Origin of the sequence: Xanthomonas euvesicatoria pv. euvesicatoria, assembly GCF_020880415.1 — a bacterium.
Lineage (GTDB): Bacteria > Pseudomonadota > Gammaproteobacteria > Xanthomonadales > Xanthomonadaceae > Xanthomonas > Xanthomonas euvesicatoria.
The window spans coordinates 23,318-37,368 of sequence record NZ_JAJIUJ010000092.1 but is presented as its reverse complement, the minus strand read 5'-3'; the positions used below and the strand labels follow the sequence as shown (position 1 = coordinate 37,368).

At 65.2% G+C, this 14,051-nt stretch carries 15 protein-coding genes, 1 tRNA gene and 1 pseudogene; 15 read left to right on the top strand and 2 right to left on the bottom strand.

Annotation, left to right across the window (positions count from 1 at the left end; genetic code table 11):
- The coding region (locus LN450_RS15400; RefSeq protein ID WP_228892879.1) for a Maf family protein at positions 1–249 on the bottom strand (249 nt) is incomplete at its 3' end.
- A 111-nt stretch (positions 250–360) separates the two neighbouring features.
- Here LN450_RS15400 and LN450_RS15395 point away from each other — a divergent pair.
- The 15 genes and pseudogenes from LN450_RS15395 to LN450_RS15325 all read left to right on the top strand — a co-directional run bounded on the left by LN450_RS15395 (position 361) and on the right by LN450_RS15325 (position 12,178).
- Positions 361–879, top strand: a complete 519-nt coding sequence (locus tag LN450_RS15395; protein WP_039416288.1) for a YceD family protein — start codon at positions 361–363, stop codon at positions 877–879.
- A 97-nt stretch (positions 880–976) separates the two neighbouring features.
- Positions 977–1,171: a 50S ribosomal protein L32 gene (gene rpmF, locus LN450_RS15390; RefSeq protein WP_003483870.1), complete on the top strand. Its 195-nt coding sequence runs from the start codon at positions 977–979 to the stop codon at positions 1,169–1,171.
- A 90-nt stretch (positions 1,172–1,261) separates the two neighbouring features.
- Complete coding sequence (locus LN450_RS15385; RefSeq protein ID WP_011346633.1) at positions 1,262–2,239, top strand: beta-ketoacyl-ACP synthase III; 978 nt, start codon at positions 1,262–1,264, stop codon at positions 2,237–2,239.
- A 247-nt stretch (positions 2,240–2,486) separates the two neighbouring features.
- Complete coding sequence (locus LN450_RS15380) at positions 2,487–2,927, top strand: MEKHLA domain-containing protein (protein ID WP_011346634.1); 441 nt, start codon at positions 2,487–2,489, stop codon at positions 2,925–2,927.
- A gap of 288 nt (positions 2,928–3,215) precedes the next feature.
- Positions 3,216–4,160 (top strand): ACP S-malonyltransferase, encoded by a 945-nt coding sequence (gene fabD / locus LN450_RS15375; RefSeq protein WP_011346635.1) that lies wholly within the window; start codon positions 3,216–3,218, stop codon positions 4,158–4,160.
- A gap of 82 nt (positions 4,161–4,242) precedes the next feature.
- A complete protein-coding gene (gene fabG, locus LN450_RS15370; protein ID WP_008571604.1) occupies positions 4,243–4,986 on the top strand; it encodes a 3-oxoacyl-ACP reductase FabG in 744 nt (247 codons plus the stop codon).
- A 204-nt stretch (positions 4,987–5,190) separates the two neighbouring features.
- Positions 5,191–5,430 (top strand): acyl carrier protein, encoded by a 240-nt coding sequence (gene acpP / locus LN450_RS15365; RefSeq protein ID WP_002814322.1) that lies wholly within the window; start codon positions 5,191–5,193, stop codon positions 5,428–5,430.
- Between the two features lie 141 nt (positions 5,431–5,571).
- Complete coding sequence (gene fabF / locus LN450_RS15360; protein WP_011346636.1) at positions 5,572–6,807, top strand: beta-ketoacyl-ACP synthase II; 1,236 nt, start codon at positions 5,572–5,574, stop codon at positions 6,805–6,807.
- Between the two features lie 167 nt (positions 6,808–6,974).
- Complete coding sequence (locus tag LN450_RS15355) at positions 6,975–8,330, top strand: aminodeoxychorismate synthase component I (protein ID WP_011346637.1); 1,356 nt, start codon at positions 6,975–6,977, stop codon at positions 8,328–8,330.
- 60 nt (positions 8,331–8,390) lie between these two features.
- Positions 8,391–9,464 (top strand): endolytic transglycosylase MltG, encoded by a 1,074-nt coding sequence (gene mltG / locus LN450_RS15350; RefSeq protein WP_039416293.1) that lies wholly within the window; start codon positions 8,391–8,393, stop codon positions 9,462–9,464.
- Positions 9,461–10,420, top strand: coding sequence for a DNA polymerase III subunit delta' (locus LN450_RS15345; protein WP_011346639.1), 960 nt, complete (start codon positions 9,461–9,463; stop codon positions 10,418–10,420). Before mltG ends, LN450_RS15345 begins: the two co-directional genes overlap by 4 nt.
- Positions 10,417–10,770 (top strand): PilZ domain-containing protein, encoded by a 354-nt coding sequence (locus LN450_RS15340; protein WP_003483889.1) that lies wholly within the window; start codon positions 10,417–10,419, stop codon positions 10,768–10,770. The genes LN450_RS15345 and LN450_RS15340 overlap by 4 nt, the downstream gene beginning before the upstream one ends.
- Positions 10,771–10,934: 164 nt before the next feature.
- Positions 10,935–11,009, top strand: a tRNA-Val gene (locus LN450_RS15335).
- 77 nt (positions 11,010–11,086) lie between these two features.
- Positions 11,087–11,648 (top strand): annotated as a pseudogene (locus tag LN450_RS15330) (hypothetical protein).
- Positions 11,649–11,851: 203 nt separating this feature from the next.
- Positions 11,852–12,178, top strand: coding sequence for a hypothetical protein (locus LN450_RS15325; RefSeq protein WP_008571594.1), 327 nt, complete (start codon positions 11,852–11,854; stop codon positions 12,176–12,178).
- Between the two features lie 228 nt (positions 12,179–12,406).
- Here LN450_RS15325 and prpR read toward each other — a convergent pair whose 3' ends face one another.
- A complete protein-coding gene (gene prpR / locus LN450_RS15320; RefSeq protein WP_039416325.1) occupies positions 12,407–14,026 on the bottom strand; it encodes a propionate catabolism operon regulatory protein PrpR in 1,620 nt (539 codons plus the stop codon).
- Positions 14,027–14,051: the final 25 nt, after the last annotated feature.

Here is a 14,051-nt window from a genome sequence, read left to right as displayed (position 1 = left end):
GGGTTTGCCCAGCAGCTGGCCGTCCAGGTCGGCGACCTGATCCGAGCCGATCACCCAGGCGGCGGGGAAGCGGGCTGCCACCGCGGCGGCTTTTTCCACGGCCAGGCGGCTGGCCAGTGCGCTCGGGGATTCGCCCGGCTGCGCCTGCTCGTCGACCTCCGGCCGGACGGTGTCGAAGTCGAGTTGCAGACGGGCGAGCAGCTCACGCCGATAGACAGAGGTGGACGCGAGGATCAGGCGTGGCATCATGGCGCGCTACCGGGGTGGTCACGGGAGTCTGCCGTCCTGCGGCCCATGCGGCAATCGCATGAATGGGGTCATTTGACAGGGCTGCCGCGGGTCTTTAACATTCTGCGGCTTATGTCCGCGAACGTGCCCGAAATGCTGGATGCTTGGCGGATGGTCGCAGCGCGCAGGCGCTTCGATGGCCGCATCCCGCTATCTGCGATGACCCGCCTGCAGGGAAGCCTTGTCGATACCGATGGCGAATGTGTCTATTCGCTTCAATTCGATCAAGACCCTCTGCTCAAGGTCGCCTATGTCGAACTCAGTATCGATGTGGAGCTTCCGCTGGCCTGCCAGCGCAGCCTGCAACGCTTCCTGTATCCGGTGCAAATCAGACAGCGTCTTGGTTTGATCCGTGACGAGGCCGACGAAGCTGCATTGCCGGCCGAGTACGAAGCGTTGCTGGTACCGGAAGATGGCATGCTGCGGGCCGTCGACATGGTCGAGGACGAACTGGTGCTGTCGGTGCCAGTGGTGCCGGTGGCGCCGGTGGCGCCGGGCAGCGAAGCGATCGACGCCGAATGGGTTCCGACCCAGGAAGAGCAAGACAAGGCCAGTCCGTTCGCGGCGCTGGCAGCGTTGAAGAAACAGTAACCGCCGCTGTTAAGGGCGGTAAGACAGGTCGACGCGGGCGTAGAGCGTGCTGTTCGACTCAACAGACAAGTTATCGAACTAAAGTTGGAGCAATCCCATGGCTGTGCAGAAATCCCGTGTCACCCCGTCCCGTCGCGGCCAGCGTCGTTCGCACGATGCCCTGACCGCCAAGCAGCTGTCGACCGACCCGACCAGCGGCGAGATCCATCTGCGCCACCACATCACCGCCGACGGTTACTACCGTGGCAAGAAGGTGATCGCGACCAAGTCGTCGGCCGTCCAAGAAGATTGATCCGTGGCGCCCGCCGCGTTCGACGCGGCCGGGTGACTCTCGCTTCTTCAGGAGCCGCCGGTCACCGCGGCTCTTGCAACAGGGAACAGTATGAGCAAGCGGATCTATTCCAGAATCGCGGGCACGGGTAGCTATTTGCCCGAAAAGGTGTTGACCAACGACGACATGTCGAAGATCGTCGACACCAGCGATGAATGGATCTTCTCGCGCACTGGCATCCGTGAACGTCACATCGTTGCCGACGACCAGACCACCAGCGATCTGGCGTATTTCGCCTCGCTCAAGGCGATGGAAGCGGCCGGTGTGACTGCCGAGGAGATCGATCTGATCGTCATCGGCACCACCACCCCGGACCTGATCTTTCCGTCGACCGCCTGCTTGTTGCAGGCCCGGCTGGGTAACGTCGGTTGCGGTGCGATGGACGTCAACGCTGCCTGCTCGGGTTTTGTCTACGCGCTCAGCGTGGCCGACAAGTTCGTGCGCAGTGGCGACGCCAAGACCGTGCTGGTGGTGGGCGCAGAAACCCTGACCCGCATCGTCGACTGGACCGATCGCACCACCTGCGTGCTGTTCGGCGATGGTGCCGGCGCGGTGATCCTCAAGGCCGACGAAGAAACCGGCATCCTCAGTACCCATTTGCACGCCGATGGCAGCAAGAAAGAACTGCTGTGGGACCCGGTTGGGGTCTCGGTGGGCTTCGGCGAAGGCAAGAATGGCGGCGGCGCGTTGCTGATGAAGGGCAACGACGTCTTCAAGTATGCGGTCAAGGCGCTGGACTCGGTGGTCGATGAGACCCTGGCGGCCAATGGCTACGACAAGCACGACCTGGATTGGCTGATTCCGCATCAGGCCAACCTGCGCATCATCGAAGCCACCGCCAAGCGGCTGGAGCTGCCGATGGAGCAGGTGGTCGTCACCGTGGATCGCCATGGCAATACGTCGTCTGCGTCGGTGCCGCTGGCGCTGGACGAGGCAGTGCGCTCCGGTCGCGTGCAGCGCGGCCAGTTGCTGTTGCTGGAAGCCTTCGGCGGCGGGTTTACCTGGGGCTCGGCGCTGCTGCGCTACTGACGTTTCTGCGTCCTGCGCCGAGCAGGTGCGCACGTTCACTCACGCGGATGCGTGCATGGCGGGACACTCGTCTTTCCTTGCGATGGTGGCAATCTTGCCGCCTGGGGCCTGTGTAGGTTTCCGGAGCGCTTGAATTCCGTGAAGGGTAGCGCCCGGTTTTAGGTCACGTGAGTGGCTTGATTCGCTGGATGCGACCCGTCTGCGGGCCGGTGCGTCGGACAGGCCGGCCGGCAAGTAAAGTCAGCGCATGCACCCCGCCCACGACCCCGTTTTCGTCGCCTTGCTCACTGGCAGTTACCAGCGGTTTGCAGGCCGCCCGCTGGTCGCAGATCGACAGATCGAGCCCGATTGGCTGTATCGCGATGCGCCGTTCGCCCTGCTTGCGCACGATATCGCGGCAGATCCGCGGTTTGTCTATGCGAACCAGGCGGCGCAGCGCGTATTCGGCCACAACTGGGGCGAGTTCGTCGGCATGCCATCGCGGCTATCGGCAGAATTGCCGGAACGCGCGGAACGTCAGCGTTTGCTCGATGCGGTCACCCGCGATGGCGTCGTCAGGAACTACGCGGGTGTGCGGATCGCGAAGGATGGTTCCCGCTTCCGGATCGCCGACGGTGTGGTCTGGCAACTCGTCGATGAGGACGGGATGCTGCGTGGACAAGCGGCAACATTCCCATTGCCAGGGTAGACGAGGCGCAGGTGGCAGCACCGGGTGCGCCTGGCCCTTCACTTCCTCGCCCGCCGGCCTTGCGGGCGCTGGCCGCGCCGCCTTTGCCGGCAACGCTTTCACCATTGAACCCGAATAGCGGCGCGTCAGCGCGACGGTTGCCGTTGCGCGCGCCCGGCCCGACCAGGCCCGGTGTGCGGTTTCGCGACGTCGCGACACGTTCGCGGAGCCTTCTGCATACGCGGCAGTACAGACGCCGGGGCGATTTCGCACGTATGATCCCGGCTCGATTTTTGTAGGCAGCAACGCGTGACCGAATCCACTCTCGCCTTCGTGTTTCCCGGCCAGGGCTCGCAGTCCTTAGGCATGCTGGCCGAACTGTCCGAACTGCACCCGCAGATTCGTGAAACGTTCGCCGAAGCCTCCGAGGGCGCCGGCGTCGACTTGTGGGCATTGTCCCAGGGCGGCCCGGAAGAAATGCTCAATCGCACCGAATACACCCAGCCCGCCTTGTTGGCTGCGGGCGTGGCGGTGTGGCGTCTGTGGACTGCCCAGCGCGGGCAGCGCCCGGTGCTGCTGGCGGGACACAGCCTGGGCGAATACACCGCGCTGGTCGCGGCTGGCGCCCTGTCGTTGCACGATGGTGCGCATCTGGTGCGGTTGCGCGGCCAGTTCATGCAGGCTGCGGCACCGGCGGGCGTTGGCGCGATGGCTGCGGTGCTGGGCGCCGAAGACGCCGTGGTGCAGGAGGTCTGTGACCAGGCGTCCGGTAGCGACGTGGTGGTGCCGGCCAACTTCAATTCGCCCGGTCAGATCGTGATCGGCGGCCACGCTGCGGCGGTGGATCGCGCGTTGGCGCTGCTGGCCGAGCGCGGCGTGCGCAAGGCGGTCAAGCTGGCAGTGAGCGTGCCCTCGCATACCCCGCTGATGCGCGATGCCGCCAATCAGCTTGGCGAGGCGATGGCCGGGCTGACCTGGCACGCCCCGCAGATTCCGGTGGTGCAGAACGTGGACGCGCGCGTGCATGAGGGCAACACGGCCATCCGCCAGGCCTTGGTGGAGCAGCTCTACCTGCCAGTGCAATGGACCGGCTGCGTGCAGGCGCTCGCAAGCCGGGGCATCACCCGCATTGCCGAATGCGGCCCGGGCAAGGTGCTGAGCGGGCTGATCAAGCGTATCGACAAGAGCCTGGACGCGCGGCCGCTGGCAACGCCTGCCGACTATGCCGGCGCGCTCGACGCGTGGGCGCACTGATCCAACGCCGCTGCCGGCCGTGCCGGCATCCCTCGACGTTCGCGGCCACGGTTGCGGCGTCCCCCATTGAGGAACAGCAATCATGAGCAAGCCCCTGCAGGGCGAAATCGCCCTCGTCACCGGCGCCAGTCGCGGCATCGGTGCGGCCATTGCCGATACCCTGGCCGCCCAGGGCGCCACGGTCATCGGCACCGCCACCTCGGCCTCCGGCGCCGCGGCGATCGGCGAGCGTCTGGCCGCCCACGGCGGACACGGCCGTGAGTTGAACGTCACCGACGCGACTGCAGTCGATGGCCTGATCGATGCCATCGGCAAGGAGTTCGGCGCCATCTCGATCCTGGTCAACAACGCCGGCATCACCCGCGACAATCTGTTGATGCGGATGAAGGACGACGACTGGCAGGCGATCATCGACACCAACCTGACCAGCGTGTTCCGCACCTCCAAGGCGGTCATGCGCGGCATGATGAAGGCGCGCAAGGGTCGCATCATCAATATCGCCTCGGTGGTGGGCGTGACCGGTAATCCTGGCCAGACCAACTATGCCGCCGCCAAGGCCGGCATCATCGCGTTCTCCAAATCGCTGGCCAAGGAAATCGGCTCGCGCGGGGTGACCGTGAATGTGGTGGCGCCCGGTTTCATCGATACCGACATGACCAAGGCGCTGCCGGACGAGGCCAGGACCGCCTTGCTGCAGCAGATTGCGCTGGGCCATCTTGGCGAGCCGGAAGACATCGCCAATGCGGTGGCGTTTCTGGCCGGCCCGACGGCCCGCTACATCACCGGTGAGACCCTGCACGTCAACGGTGGCATGTACATGCCGTAAGCGTGCGGCGCCGGGAGGCGCTAAGTGGCTGATCGGCCGGGAGTTGTGATGCAATGCAAGGCCCGGTCGCTTCCACTACACTATCCAACGCGGCCATCGCAGCGGCGATGGCGTTTTGTGAGTCCCTCACAGGAGCACCGCACATCCGTGTGCGGGGATCCTAAAACTCGAACCACCACTACTCCAGCTGGAGCGATATCCCCAATGAGCACCATCGAAGAACGCGTCAAGAAAATCGTCGTCGAACAACTCGGCGTCAAGGAAGAGGAAGTCACCACCAGCGCATCGTTCGTCGATGATCTGGGTGCCGACTCGCTGGACACCGTCGAGCTGGTGATGGCGCTGGAAGAAGAGTTCGAGTGCGAGATCCCGGACGAAGAGGCCGAGAAGATCACCTCGGTGCAGCAGGCGATCGACTACGTCAAGGCTCACGTCAAGAGCTGATGCGTTGTTCCTGATCGTGGCGGCGTGCATCAAGCCGCTGCCGCATCAGACATTCCATGGGGCCGCTGATGCGGCCCTGTGTTTTTCAAGTGTCACCCGCAAACCCCAAGCACCGTCCGTTCCGTGGTGAGGAGATCTGCAATGAGTCGTCGTGTTGTCGTTACCGGCATGGGCATGGTGTCGCCGCTGGGCAATGATCTGGCCACCAGCTGGGATGGAATCGTCCACGGCCGCTCGGGCATTGGCCCGATCACGCAGATCGATGCCTCGCAGTTCACCACCAAGATCGCCGGTGAAATCAAGAATTTCGACCCCACGCTTTTTGTGTCCGCCAAGGACGTCAAGAAGATGGATTCGTTCATCCACTACGGTGTCGGCGCCTCGTTCATGGCGCTGGACGATTCCGGCCTGGAAATCGACGAAAGCAATGCCGAACGCGTGGGCGCCATTCTCGGCTCCGGCATCGGCGGGCTGCTCGGCATCGAAGAGCAGACCATCAAATTCCATGAGGGCGGCGCGCGCAAGATTTCGCCGTTCTATGTGCCCAGCACCATCATCAACATGCTGCCCGGCCAGGTGAGCCTGATCAAAGGCCTGAAAGGCCCGACGTTCTCGGCAGTATCGGCCTGTGCCACGTCCAACCACTCGATCGGTACCGCGATGCGCATGATCCAGCACGGCGATGCCGATGTGATGCTGGCTGGCGGTGCCGAGCGCGGTTCGTCGCCCAGTTCGGTGGGCGGCTTTTGCGCCATGAAGGCGATGTCCACCCGCAACGACGACCCGACCGGCGCTTCGCGGCCGTGGGACAAGCAGCGCGATGGCTTCGTGCTGGGCGACGGTGCCGGCGTGCTGGTGCTGGAAGAGTACGAACACGCCAAGGCGCGTGGCGCACGCATCTATGCCGAGCTGGTGGGCTTTGGCGCCAGTTCCGATGCGTTCCACATGACCGCTCCAAGCGAAGACGGCGAGGGCGCGGCGCGCAGCATGGCGGCAGCGATGCGCGATGCCAAGCTCAACCCCGAGCAGATCGGCTACCTCAACGCGCACGGCACCTCCACGCCGCTGGGCGACCTGGCCGAAACGATGGCGATGAAGCGCGCCCTGGGCGATCACGCCTACAAGACCATGGTGAGCTCGACCAAGTCGATGACCGGGCATCTGCTCGGCGCGGCCGGCGGTGTGGAAGCGATTTTCTCGGTGATGGCGCTGCACACCGGCATCATCCCGCCGACCATCAACCTGGAAGAGCCAAGCGAAGGCTGCGACCTGGATTACGTGCCGAACGTGGCGCGCGAGGTACAGGTGGATGCGGTGATGTCCAACGGCTTCGGCTTTGGCGGCACCAACGGCACGCTGGTGTTCAAGCGCGTTTGACCCTGCATATCGGTCGCGTGGCCGTCATCGGCGCGCGACCTGCCTGGCTGCCGCATGCACTGCCGGCTTGCGGGTTGATGTTCACTCCTGCGATCACCCTTTGATTCACTCCTCGCGCGCGCTGCGTACGGCAGCGGCGCGTCTGTATCCCACGCCATGCCGGACCGATGACGCTTACCCGATCACTGCACGCGGACATCGACCTGCTGGCGCTGCATCGGCTGTCACCGCAACGTTATCCGGCCCTGCTGGAATCCAGCGCTTCCGGCACCGAGCACGGTCGCTGGGATGTGCTGCTGCTGGCAGAGGGGCCATGCCTGCGGCTGGATCCGGACGGATGCACGCGCGATGGCGCTGGGCAAGTGCTGGAGGGCGGCTTTCTGGCGGCGCTGGATGCCGCCTGGCAGGCCGAGCGGGTGCCGCACGCGCCTGCAAGCCCCTGGCCGTTTCGCGGCGGTTGGGCGGTGCTGCTGGATTACGAACTGGCCGCGCAGGTCGAACCGATTCTGCAACTGCCGACGCGCGCCGATGGCTTGCCCACTGCGCTGGCCTTGCGCGCGCCGGCAGCGGTGCTGCGCGATCGCCTGCACGGGCACTGCGTGGCGCTGGCAGAGCCGGGCCGCGAGGAGTTGTTGCAGCAGATCGGCGAGGACATTGCTGCCTGCGCCGCACTGCCGCCGCTGCCTGCCTGGGCCGGGCCGCTTGCCGTGGACGAAGATGCTCCCGAGCGTTTCACCGCGGCGGTGGAGCGCGTGCTCGATTACCTGCGCGCCGGCGATGTGTTCCAGGCCAATATCTCGCGCGCGTGGCACGCGGCATTCGCTGCGGTGGTCGATCCGGCCGCGTTGCATGCGCGCCTGCGTGCCGCCAATCCGGCGCCGTTCGCCGGCCTGTTCGTGGCGGCCGGGCGTGCAGTGGCCAGTTCCTCGCCCGAGCGGCTGGTCTCGGTACAGGGCGATGTGGTGCAGACGCGCCCGATCGCCGGCACCCGCGCGCGGTTTGCCGGCGACGACGATGCCGCACGTATCCGTGAGCTGGTCGGGCATCCGAAAGAGCGCGCCGAGCACGTGATGCTGATCGATCTGGAACGCAACGACCTGGGCCGCCTCTGCGCGCCGGGCACCGTGGAGGTGGACGAGTTGATGTGCGTGGAGAGCTATGCCCATGTGCATCACATCGTCAGCAACGTGCGCGGGCGCCTGCGTGCCGGAGTGACGCCTGGTGAGGTGATTGCCGCGGTGTTCCCCGGCGGCACCATTACCGGTTGCCCGAAGGTGCGCTGCATGCAGGTCATCGCCGAGCTCGAACAGACCGCGCGTGGGGCCTATACCGGCGCATTCGGCTGGCTCAATCGCGACGGCGACATGGATCTGAATATTCTGATCCGCACGGCCGAGGTGGCCGGTCACCAGGTGCGGTTCCGCACCGGGGCCGGGATCGTGGTGGATTCGGATCCGCAGCGCGAGCTGGACGAAACCCGCGCCAAGGCGCGGGGCGTGTTGCGTGCGATCGAGCAGACATGAGCGCTTCAACGGGACATCACCGGTGCGCGGTATCCTGCGCGGCGCAGGGGCAATGACGAGGTGGGTGTGGCGGTGACTGGCAAACGCGGATGTCTGGCCGTGCTGGGCACGGCATTGCTGCTTGCAGCGCTGCTGGCGATTGCCGCCGTGGTGGCGTGGCGGCATTACCTGCACTTCGCCGATACCCCCGTGCCTGCGAGCGCGCCCAGCGTGGTGATTGCGCCCGGCGATTCGCTCAAGGCCACATTGCGCAAGCTGCGCGCTGCCGGCCTGGTGCAGGGCGCCGAGCTGGAGTGGCAGCTGCTGGCGCGCCAGGTCGATGCGGCCGGCAAGCTCAAGGTGGGCGAATACGCGCTGTCGCCAGCGCTGTCGCCGCGGGAACTGCTGACGCGCATGCGCCAGGGACGGGTGATCCAGTACCGCTTCACGATCGTGGAAGGCTGGAATTTCCGTCAGCTGCGCGCCGCACTGGCGACCGCCACGCCGCTGCAACATTCCATCAATGCGCTGGACGATGCGGCACTGATGGCCCGCCTGGGATTTGCCAAGCAGCATCCGGAAGGGCGCTTCCTGCCGGAAACCTATGTCTACCAGCGTGGCGACAGCGACATCGATGTACTCAAGCGCGCGCATGCGGCCATGGACAAGGCATTGGCACAGGCCTGGGAGCAGCGCGCCCCGAACCTGCCGCTTGCCTCGCCGGAGCAGGCATTGACCCTGGCCTCGATCATCGAAAAGGAAACGGCGCTGGCCTCCGAGCGCCCGCTCATTGCCGGGGTGTTCCTGCGCCGCTTGCAGCTGGGCATGAAGCTGCAGACCGACCCCACCGTGATCTACGGCATCGGCAGCAGCTACGACGGCAATATCCGTCGCCGCGACCTGACCACCGATACGCCGTACAACACCTATACCCGCACCGGCCTGACGCCGACGCCGATCGCCATGCCGGGGCGCGAGGCGCTGCTGGCGGCGGTGCGGCCGGCGCCCGGCGAGGCGCTGTATTTCGTGGCGGTGGGCGATGGCACCGGCGCGCACGCGTTTTCGGCCACGTTGGCCGAACATAACGCAGCGGTGGCGCGCTATCTGCAGCGCCGCCGCCTGCCGAGTACGCCGCAGACGGAGACCACGCCATGACCGCCGCATTTTCGCCCTGGCAGCAGCGCGCCTTCGACCAGACCGTGGCTGCGCTGGATGCGGGGCGGCTTGGACATGGGCTGCTGATCTGCGGCCCGGAAGGATTGGGTAAGCGTGCCGTCGCCCTGGCCCTGGCCGAGCACGTCCTGGCCGCCTCGCCCGACCCGACGCTGGCGCAGCGCACGCGCCAGCTGATTGCCGCCGGTACCCATCCGGACCTGCAACTGGTCTCGTTCATTCCCAATCGCACCGGCGACAAACTGCGTACCGAGATCATCATCGAGCAGGTGCGCGAGATTTCGCAGAAGCTCGCGCTGACCCCGCAGTACGGCATCGCCCAGGTGGTGATCGTCGACCCGGCCGATGCGATCAATCGCTCGGCCTGCAATGCCTTGCTCAAGACCCTGGAAGAACCGTCGCCGGGGCGCTACCTGTGGTTGATCAGCGCGCAACCGGCGCGTCTGCCGGCGACCATCCGCAGCCGTTGCCAGCGCCTGGAATTCAAGCTGCCGCCTGCGCACGAGGCACTGGCCTGGTTACTGTCGCAAGGCGTGAGCGAGCGCGCCGCGCAGGAAGCGCTGGACGCCGCGCGCGGCCACCCCGGCCTGGCCGCGCAGTGGTTGCGCGAAGACGGCCTGGCCGTGCGGCGTGCGGTCGCGCAGGATCTGGAACAGATCGCCAGTGGACGCGCCGGCGCAGTCGATGTCGCGCAGCGCTGGACCAACGATGGCCAGGCCGACCAGCGCCTGCGCCATGCCGCCGATCTGGCATTGGCACAGGCATCGGCCGGCTTGACCGATCCATCGCGGTTGCACAAGCTGGCGACCTGGTTCGACGCTGCCAACCGCACCCGCGATCTGCTGCGCACCACCGTCCGCGCCGACCTGGCAGTGACGGAATTATTGCTGTCCTGGCGCGAGGGAGAGCGCCAGCCACGTTCTAGGGGAACTCGATGAGTGCAATGAATGCACGCCAAGGCATTTTGTCGCTGGCGTTGAAAGACAAGCCAGCGCTTTACAGCGCCTACATGCCGTTCGTGAAAGGCGGCGGCATCTTCGTGCCCACGCCCAAGCGCTACATGCTGGGCGACGAAGTCTTCCTGCTGCTGACCCTGCCGGACTCCAGCGAGCGCTTGCCGGTCGCCGGCAAGGTCATCTGGACGACGCCTGCCGGCGCGCAGGGCAACCGCGCCGCCGGCATCGGCGTGCAGTTCCCCGACGGCCCGGAAGGCGAGGCGGTACGCAACAAGATCGAGACGCTGCTGGCCGGATTGACCACCTCGGACAAGCCGACGCATACGATGTAAGCGCCAGGGGCACGGCAAGACGCCAGTGAGGCTCGCGGTGAAGCTGCTAGGTCATCGCGGCAGACCTGTGCGATGAAGGTGCGATCTGGCTGGCGTGAAAGAGGGCAGGTAAACAGTTGTTGACGACCGCCGCCGCTGCCCTATAATGTGCGGCTCGCGTCACCGGGCGGTTAGCTCAGCGGTAGAGCATTGCCTTCACACGGCAAGGGTCACAGGTTCGAACCCTGTACCGCCCACCATGAATTCAGAGTCAAACAAAAACCGGCGAAAGCCGGTTTTTTCGTAGTTGCAGGGCATCAGCCACAGGCTTGGTGATATGACTACGCGGCAGTCACCTTTCGATGCAGCGATACAGGCAGTCACCGCCGCCAACTCGGCGGTATGGCATGCGATCGCTGGCTTCCGCTACATGCGGGAGGCGGGGGATGCAGGGGTCCCCTTTGAGCTCATTCTCGACGGCGACGACATTGCCACCGAGCCATTCCCAGTCCTGGCGTGAACTGGACCTTTAAGGTCTACCCGGAGCAGTGGCGCGAGCGTGCGCAGGAAGTGGTTCGATATACCGCGCGTCAAGCAATCGTCGACATCTCTGATGCCATGTGAAGGTATGCGCATCAGGCCCCAAGCGGAGCTATCAAAGTGAGCCCGCCGTTGTCTTGCTGCGCGCCTTGCGCAACGCATATGCCCATCGTAGGGACGACTGGAATTTCGGGAATGCAAAGTTGCCGCTTCGGTGGCGGCAGCTGGATCTTGTTGCTGGAATGCAGGGTCTGACAGTCAGCGAGATGATTTTTCTCAATGAACAACTGCTACTCATCAACGACGCGATCCATCTGCTCGATCCCGACAACGCTTTGACGACACAGGTTCATCGTTGAACTGGGCGCTGCACAGTTTGCTTGGCCTATCGACTGCCAGAGCAACTGGCTCCGGTGCTGGTATCACCATGCTGAATTGAGAGCGGCGTTCGGCACTATTGGCGACAGATGCTGCATTTAAGCACTTTTCGCTAGGGCCGGTGCCTTGCGAGCTCGACAGGGACTTGCCATCCTGCAAGGCCCCGGATCGAGATGGAGTGGCGATGAAGACGCTGCTTGGAAGTGCGCTGGTTGCGACATTGCTGTTGGCCGGGTGCGCGCGCGACGTTGGCGAGCAGTACGTGGGCAAGTGGGTCAACGTGAAGTCGGAAAAGAATGTACTGAGCATCGAGCACAATGGCGAGAGTTTCATCATTCGCGACACCCAGCCGGAGCTGTTCGGCAATGGCGTCAAGACCCGCAACCATCCGGCGCTGCTGACCAAGGGCGTGTTGCAGGTGTCCAACGGGGTCGGCACGGTCAACTACGCGATCGATGAGGCGACCGGCAAGTTGAGCACGGGCGATACCGAGTACACGCGGGTCAAGTGACGGCGAGACGCTTTTCAAAGACATGCGATGAAGGCGCGCGGCGTTTGCGGTCGGCGAGTTGATCGTTTCACCAGATCGCTGCCTCGTGTCGTTCTGAGTGCGTCCATATCGCGATCAGCGTGGCTCGGGCATTCATGCGCCGAGCGTGCATGCCATTCATTGTCGCCTGAGTGTGGAAGGCCGCGCCTCTATGTGTGGCCTGGTCAGCCGCGCGAGTTCGCGCTTGCCTTATGCACGCGATGCCACCGCCTGCGCCTGCATCCAGCGCCACAGCGTGGTGCGCGAGACGCCGAGCGCTTGCGCGGCAAGGGCGCGGTTGCCGTTGGCGCGGTCGAGCGCTGCGCGGACTGCGGTGGCAGTGAGCTGCAGGCGAGAGGTTGCCAAATCGGCAAGCTCACGCGGTGCTTCGTGGTTGCCGAAATGCGTATCGAATAATTCCGGCGCCCAGCGTTCGAGTTGTTCTAGGCTGAGGCTGTCGTGCGGTTGGGATTTCCAGTGAATGCACAGGCGTTCGACCAGGTTGCGCAGTTCGCGTACGTTGCCGGGCCAGGTGTGCTGTTGCAGGCGTTGCAATGCCGCTGGCGATAACGGCGATGCGATGCTGCCGAGTTGCTGGAAATAATGCGCAAGCAACAACGCAATGTCGTTGCGGCGATTGCGCAACGGAGGCAGTGCGATGCGCAGCGCGGCAAGGCGATAGAACAGGTCGCGGCGGAAGCGGCCTTGTTCGACCAACTGCTGCAGGTCCAGCAGGCTGGCGGCGACCACGCGCACGTCGATCGCAACGGGCACCGTTGCGCCGACACGCACTACTTCACGTTCTTCCAGGACGCGCAGTAGCCGAGTCTGCAACGGCACGGGCAATTCGCCGATTTCGTCGAGGAACAGCGTGCCGTCCTGCGCGGCTTCGATCAGGCCGGTGTGGCCGCCGCGACGTGCACCGGTGAAGGCGCCGTCGCTGTAGCCGAACAGTTCCGCCTCCAGCAACGATTCGCTGATGGCGCCACAGTTGATCGCCACGAAACGGCCGCGGCGACGACTGCCGGCATGCAGTTGTCGTGCGACCAGTTCCTTGCCGGTGCCGGTGTCGCCGCTGATCAACACGGTGCCGGTATGCGGTGCGTAGAGCTGCACCAGCTCGCGCACGCGCCGCATTGCGCCGTCTTCGCCCAGCAGGGCGTCGGCGCGTCGTGCGCGGCGCGGGGCGGCACGGCCGGCGACGCGATCGATGCTTGGAGCGGTGCCCAGCGTGATGGCCTGTTCCAGCGCATGACGCACCGAATCGGCCGAATACAGCAGCACGCCAGGCAGCCCGGCCTGCTCGGCGAAATCGATCGCCATGCCGGTGCCGACAATGACCTGGATGCCGCTGGCGCGCAGATCGGCAATGCAGTCGCGTGCGTCTTCGGCGGTGACGAAACGGCGGTGTTCGATCTCCAGATCGAAGCTGTGCTGAAACGCGCGGAACGACGGCACATCGGTGGCGTGGGTGACCACGCCGATGCGTGGCGCAATGCGGCGCGCACGCGCCAGCGCTTCCATCAGATCGAACCCGGTGGCCTGGATGGGCGCCAAGGGCAGCGCGAGCCGGCTGCGCAGGTACGCCGCATTGGATCCGCCGGCCACCAGCGCGTCGCAGCGCTCGCGGCGCAGGCGCTGGCCGATGACCTCGACCGCTTCGGCAAAGCCGAGGTTGATCTGCTCGATGCGCGCGCGCTGGTCGAACTCGGGGATGACATCGGCCAGCAGGCCGGTCAGGCGCGAGACGCTGACGGTCCAGATGATGGGCAAGGAGGCGTCTGCGGTTTCCGGAGGGGCAGGGGGGCGCATGACGGTGTCGCGTTTCAATGATGTTTCATAGTGGATCAGCCGT

What these genes read in the sequence shown, in the direction of transcription:
- LN450_RS15395 (WP_039416288.1), top strand. Translation starts at nt 361, where the DNA reads ATGTCCGCGAACGTGCCCGAAATGCTGGATGCTTGGCGGATGGTCGCA.
- rpmF (WP_003483870.1), top strand. Translation starts at nt 977, where the DNA reads ATGGCTGTGCAGAAATCCCGTGTCACCCCGTCCCGTCGCGGCCAGCGT.
- LN450_RS15385 (WP_011346633.1), top strand. Translation starts at nt 1,262, where the DNA reads ATGAGCAAGCGGATCTATTCCAGAATCGCGGGCACGGGTAGCTATTTG.
- LN450_RS15380 (WP_011346634.1), top strand. Translation starts at nt 2,487, where the DNA reads ATGCACCCCGCCCACGACCCCGTTTTCGTCGCCTTGCTCACTGGCAGT.
- fabG (WP_008571604.1), top strand. Translation starts at nt 4,243, where the DNA reads ATGAGCAAGCCCCTGCAGGGCGAAATCGCCCTCGTCACCGGCGCCAGT.
- acpP (WP_002814322.1), top strand. Translation starts at nt 5,191, where the DNA reads ATGAGCACCATCGAAGAACGCGTCAAGAAAATCGTCGTCGAACAACTC.
- fabF (WP_011346636.1), top strand. Translation starts at nt 5,572, where the DNA reads ATGAGTCGTCGTGTTGTCGTTACCGGCATGGGCATGGTGTCGCCGCTG.
- LN450_RS15355 (WP_011346637.1), top strand. Translation starts at nt 6,975, where the DNA reads ATGACGCTTACCCGATCACTGCACGCGGACATCGACCTGCTGGCGCTG.
- LN450_RS15345 (WP_011346639.1), top strand. Translation starts at nt 9,461, where the DNA reads ATGACCGCCGCATTTTCGCCCTGGCAGCAGCGCGCCTTCGACCAGACC.
- LN450_RS15340 (WP_003483889.1), top strand. Translation starts at nt 10,417, where the DNA reads ATGAGTGCAATGAATGCACGCCAAGGCATTTTGTCGCTGGCGTTGAAA.
- LN450_RS15325 (WP_008571594.1), top strand. Translation starts at nt 11,852, where the DNA reads ATGAAGACGCTGCTTGGAAGTGCGCTGGTTGCGACATTGCTGTTGGCC.